We start from the raw sequence: 1,266 nt of genomic DNA on the forward strand, positions 1-1,266 counted from the left end.
CCCTGTACCAGGGGCTGCGCGAACTGCGTGCCCGGGGGCTGGTGGAGGGGCGGCTGGCGGCGTGGGCGGAGGACCTGCGGGAGGTCGGCAACGCCGCCGCCCACATCAGCGGGGCCCCGGTGACCAGGCGGGACGCCGAAGACGCGATCATTCTCGCGACGGCTTTAGTGGATCACTTATATGTGGTGAATCGGAGATATGCCGAATTTCGGGCACGCCGTGGGCCGGTCCGCGGCGCTGGGGCGGCCCTTCGCGAGACACCGGCCATGAAACTGCTGCGGAAATCCCGCGTCCCATTTACGCCGCGTCAATATACGCACGATCCGGGCAGGGCGAAATCCCGGCGGCACCTGGCGGCCGAACTCGGAGTGCCCGCCGCCCGGGTGCTCAAGGCGGTGATCGCCCGCGTGGACGACCGGCCGGTCGCGGCCCTCGCCCCGGCCTCGCTGGACATCGACCTGCCCGCGCTCGCCGGAGCGGCGGGCGGGGCCGCGGCGCGGCTGGCCGGGCCCGCCGAGGTGAGCCGGCTGAGCTGGGCGACGGCGAGCGAGGTGGTGAGCCCGCTGGCCCTGCCGTACCTGGCGGTGGTGGCCGACGAGACGGTCGGCGGCCCCGGGGCCGTCTACGTCTCCAGCGGCCGGCACGGCTTGGAACTCGAACTCGACCCCGGCGACCTGATGCGGGTCATCGGCGCCACCCTGGCCCGCATCACCACACGATGACCTTCCGCCCGCGCGGCCGTGTGCGGCGCCCGCGAAATTTTTCGCCCGCGTTCGGGTGGGCGGAGTAGGTGGCGTGAGCATGGGAGATAAGGCGGGTGTCAGGGCGATTCGATCTTGTCTTTCCGCAGCTTAGCGCGGTTTTACAGGTGATTTGTCACTGTTGAGACGTACCGGTCGGCCCGATAGGGCGGTCGCCACGACAGTGGGGGAAACCTGATGAGCACGAACGAACCGAACGAGCAGGGGCAGGAGCGGCCGGACGGCTGGACCCAGTTCGGAAAGGTCCCGCCGCGCGCCGGTGGGTTCCCCGGCAGGGCGACACCCGCGGGACCGCCGCAGGAGCAGGAGCGGGGCGAGGCCGCCCCCGGAGGGGACACGGCGGTGTTCGCGTCGCCGTCCGGGCCGGGTGGTTCCGCAGGCACCCCGGGCCCCGGCCCCGGCCAGGAGACGACGGTGGTGCCGGGCAAGGCCAAGGGCGGCTTCTCCGGGCGGCAGAAGGCGCTGGCGGGCCTGGCGCTGGCGGCGGTGGCCCTCGGGGGCGGGG

The 1,266-nt window shown here is 72.9% G+C and carries 1 protein-coding gene and 1 pseudogene; both read left to right on the forward strand.

What is annotated here, in order from left to right:
• Window positions 1-722 (forward strand): YbaK/EbsC family protein (locus C1I98_RS38980; protein WP_111172193.1); only part of this gene is annotated, 722 nt, incomplete at its 5' end.
• Between the two features lie 216 nt (window positions 723-938).
• Window positions 939-1,266, forward strand: a pseudogene (locus tag C1I98_RS38985) (hypothetical protein); the annotation flags it as partial.

The organism is Spongiactinospora gelatinilytica, assembly GCF_003236385.1.
Lineage (GTDB): Bacteria > Actinomycetota > Actinomycetes > Streptosporangiales > Streptosporangiaceae > Spongiactinospora > Spongiactinospora gelatinilytica.